Below are 3981 nucleotides of genomic sequence, written 5' to 3'. Positions count from 1 at the left end.
CGAGATCAACAAAGGGATGGGCGTTAAGTCGTACCGCGGTTCAAAATTCATAGACGCAGTTCGGGGCATCATCGCTGAAGATGGCGTGGGCCTTGTGGTTATTTCCAATACAGAGACAGCGCGGGCCCGCTTCGGTGAGGAATCGTCACTGGCCTCGGTACTGGTTAGTGAGGCGCACTGTGATGTGATGGTCGTCGATTCGACTCGTCCACCGGCTGCCGCAAAGAAAATTTTGGTACCATTAAGAGATACCCGGCATTGCGAACGTGCTCTGGAGATAGGGCGTGAACTTGCTGAACGTTACGATGGGGAGGTTACCGCTCTCTATGTTGGGGAGTCCGATTCCGATGATGCATTGGCCTGGGCTCAGCGCCGTCTTAAGAATCTACTTCAGAAATACGAGCATGAGCATTCGAGAGTGGTCGTTTCCTCAGTCTCTGTAGCGGATGATAGGTTCCAAGCTGTCTGTGAAGCCGTTAGTGATGAGTACGATGTTATTTTACTAGGCGCATCGGACAAAGAGCTGATGGAGAAGCGCGGCGGTGTTGCCGCTAAGATCCTTGCTGCAGCACCCAAAGCGGCCATCGCGACCTTGAGAAGCGAAACGCCTCTGGTGGAAAAAACGCGCCGGGCTTTTTCAAGCTGGCTAGAGCAGTTTTTGCCGCACCTTACCCGAGATGCACGCCTCGACCTCTTCGACCACTTAAAACAAGGCTCTCAAGTCGGTGTCGATTTTATTATGTTGATGGGCTTGGCCACAGCCATCGCGAGTTTGGGTTTGATTCAAAACTCGGGTGCGGTTGTGATTGGCGCCATGTTGGTCGCGCCGCTGATGACGCCGATGATTGGCGCTGGTTTGGGCTTAGTGCAAGGTAATCAAGTGATGGTCCGGACGGCCAGCCGTTCGATTTTAGTCGGTTTCCTTTTGGCTTTGGCGGTTGGCTTTTTCTTTGGCTTAACGACTCCGTCGATGCCTGAACTTAATGCAGAGCTTTCTGGGCGAACCAATCCGAACTTACTCGATTTGTGGATTGCGCTCTTTAGCGGTGTGGCCGCGGCGTTTGCACTGGCGCGGCCGGGCTTGGTAGCGGCTCTACCGGGAGTGGCGATTGCTGCAGCATTGGTGCCGCCCATTGCAACGGTTGGAATTTGTTTGGCAGCGGGGCAGTTAACTGCCGCGGCGGGTGCTGCGCTTTTGTTCGCCACCAACTTAGTGGCAATCATTATGGCATCTGCCGGAACCCTTTATCTCATGGGGATTCGGGCCAACCATAACCAAACGGGTACACGGCTATTTGTAAAACGTATCTGGGCGATATTGTTGGTTGCGATGATGGTGCTTTCGATTCCGTTGGTTATCGCTCTTCTTTCTAATTTTACAGAAGATGAGTTGATGCTTTCAGAGAGCATCGAAAGTGTATTGAACGAGTATCCAGCGGTCTCTTTGGATATTGTTGAACTGGTCAAAGACGAGGGTGTCATGCAAGTGATGGTGCGTTTGTTCAGTGAGGCGGACGTGACTCAGGCGTTAGTGAATCAGCTGGGGGAGAAAGTGAGAGCTCACTTCAAAGGGCCTTGCACCATTCGAGTGGTCACACTCCGAAGCCAAATACCGCAATAAGTCTTAGATATGACCGTCGACCGCAGGGTCTGAATACTTCTTGCGAATCTTATCCACTGTCCCGTCGTGTACCATTTCCAAGAATGCATTGACGACTCTCGGATCGAGGTGTGTGCCAGAGATATTGACGAGTTCTACAAGTACTTCATCTTGAGTCCACGCTGCTTTGTAGACCCGGGCCGACGAGAGCGCGTCGTAAATATCGGCAACCGCTACAATCCGCGCGGGCAGGGGAATCTCTTCACCCTTAATTCCTCGTGGGTATCCCGTTCCATCAAAGCGCTCGTGGTGGCAGTGTGCAATGTCACGGGCTTTTTTAAAGAATGGATTGTCTCCAAGAATTTCTGCACCTTTGGCGGCGTGGGTACGCATAATGGCGAGCTCTTCATCGTCAAGTCGGCCAGGTTTTTTCAACACGCGGTCGGGTATCGCGAGCTTGCCCACGTCATGCATCATACTGGAGTAGCCAATCTCTTCTGCTTCTGTCTCGTCAATGCCAATTTTACGGGCGAGTTCTTCGGAATAAAACCTGACTCGCTGAATATGGTTCCCGGTGTCTGAGTCTTTAGCGTCACTTGCGACCGCGAGCATATAGATTGCGGATATGTTGGCGTCTTTAATTTCCTGGGTACGAGCGCGAACCTTCTCTTCCAGGATTTCGTTCATCTGGCTTAGCTGATGGTTCAGGCGCTCCTGCTCATTCATCATGGTACGTGTGCGCAGGTGGGCGTTCACACGTGCGGCAAACTCTTCATGTGAAAATGGCTTGGTCACATAATCGTTGGCACCCTGGTGTAAGAGCGATTTGATTTCGTGCAGCTCGCGTACTGTTGAAGACATGATCAGGGGTATTTGGTTAAAGTCCGGATTACCGCGCACCCGTTTGGCAAACTCACGCCCGTCCATGTTGGGCATGTGAATATCACTGATGATGAGATCGATGCTGTCGGAGTTTTTGTTGAGTTCTTTCCAGGCGTAGAGTCCGTCGTAGCATGGAATGATATCGCAGCCGAGTTGGTCCAAGAGAAATTCATAAAGTAGCATGATGGCTTTGCTGTCTTCTGCTACCAAAACTTTATGACGATTTTCGCCTTTGTCTGCATGAGCGACATCACGCTCGATGGGGTCAAGAATGGATTCAACACGCCTGCGGAGAAAGTCGGGAGTGAATGGTTTGATGATGTATTCGATAGCACCTGCTTCGAAGGCCTGTACTTGCATATCTTCGCTGGATACCGATGAGATCATAACGACAGGTGTGAGGTTAAAGCGGTCATCGTTTTTAACTTGGTTGAGTAGTTCAAGTCCGGAGGTTTCGCCAAGCTCCATACCCAAGGTAATGATGTCGGGTTTCCATTCCTGTGCTAAATCGAGACACTCCTGTGCATCGGATGCAGTTTTGAACTCACAACCCAAAGGCTCCAGGTAGTACTGATAAAGCCGGCAAACCGCGGCGCTGGTATCTGTGATTAAAATACGTGTCGACATGATGTTCACCCAAAGGCTAGCAGATCTCTAAGGGCCGATGAAATACGCAAAATTCGGGGTGCGTGAACCGGGGCAAGTAAAGGGATACCAAGGCTGAATTCGTCGAAGATTTCGCTCGGTATGAAGCTGCGCGGGAAGCCTTGCATGATCGCAAAGATGCATAAAATCATTAAACTGAAATAAAAACAGTTACTTAGTAATATGTTGAGCAGCTCTTAAAATCCTGTAAATGCCCTTGCAGACCCTAACACGTCGCATCATAATAGGCTTGTCGTTTTCCCTACCAAATGGTAGAGAAACCGCACACGGGCCGCAAACGCTGCCTGTTTCAAACCCACTCGCGCAAAGAGGAATTGATGGCTGTTTCCAGTAAATTCATTCTCGAACAAGGGCCAGTTCTTAAAGAGCTTGGTCGCACTGCTCTAACCACCATGAAGCAAGGCTTTGTAAAGCCCAGCGGAACGGCACCTTCTACACCGGGCCCTGAATTTCGGCAGGTGTTGCCACCACGCTCAAAAGAGTTGGTGAAGACCTACGTAAAACACGTGGGGGGAGATCCCAGCCGTTATAAAAATACGATTCCAGCCCATTTATTTCCCCAATGGGGATTCGCGCTGGCATCTAAGACCCTCACCGGCATTCCTTATCCATTGGTTAAGGTTATGAACGGGGGCTGCCGCTTGGAAATCAATGGCGATATCCCTAACGACAAACACCTCATTGTATCGGCGCGTTTAGAAAACATCGATGACAATGGAAGCCGAGCAGTTTTACACCAGCGCATTACGACCGGTACTGTGGATCAGCCCGATGCGGTTGTAGCAAACCTTTTCGCGATTGTTCCCTTGAGCAACAAAGGAAAACCAAAGGGT

Annotated in this window: 3 protein-coding genes; 2 read left to right on the top strand and 1 reads right to left on the bottom strand. The window is 50.6% G+C overall.

The features are described 5' to 3' along the window. A partial coding sequence (locus HOK28_14605) for a DUF389 domain-containing protein (GenBank protein ID MBT6434326.1) occupies window positions 1-1621 on the top strand: 1621 nt, incomplete at its 5' end. Window positions 1622-1624: 3 nt separating this feature from the next. On the opposite strand, the gene HOK28_14600 is transcribed toward HOK28_14605, so the two are convergent. Continuing rightward, on the bottom strand, window positions 1625-3109 hold the full coding sequence (locus HOK28_14600; GenBank protein MBT6434325.1) for a response regulator: 1485 nt from the start codon (window positions 3107-3109) through the stop codon (window positions 1625-1627). A gap of 356 nt (window positions 3110-3465) precedes the next feature. On the opposite strand from HOK28_14600, the gene HOK28_14595 reads away from it, so the two are divergent. Further along, window positions 3466-3981, top strand: a 516-nt coding sequence (locus HOK28_14595; protein ID MBT6434324.1) for a hypothetical protein, incomplete at its 3' end; no start/stop codon positions are given.

This window comes from Deltaproteobacteria bacterium (assembly GCA_018668695.1).
Taxonomy (GTDB): domain Bacteria; phylum Myxococcota; class XYA12-FULL-58-9; order XYA12-FULL-58-9; family JABJBS01; genus JABJBS01.
This window is presented reverse-complemented; position numbering and strand designations above follow the sequence as displayed.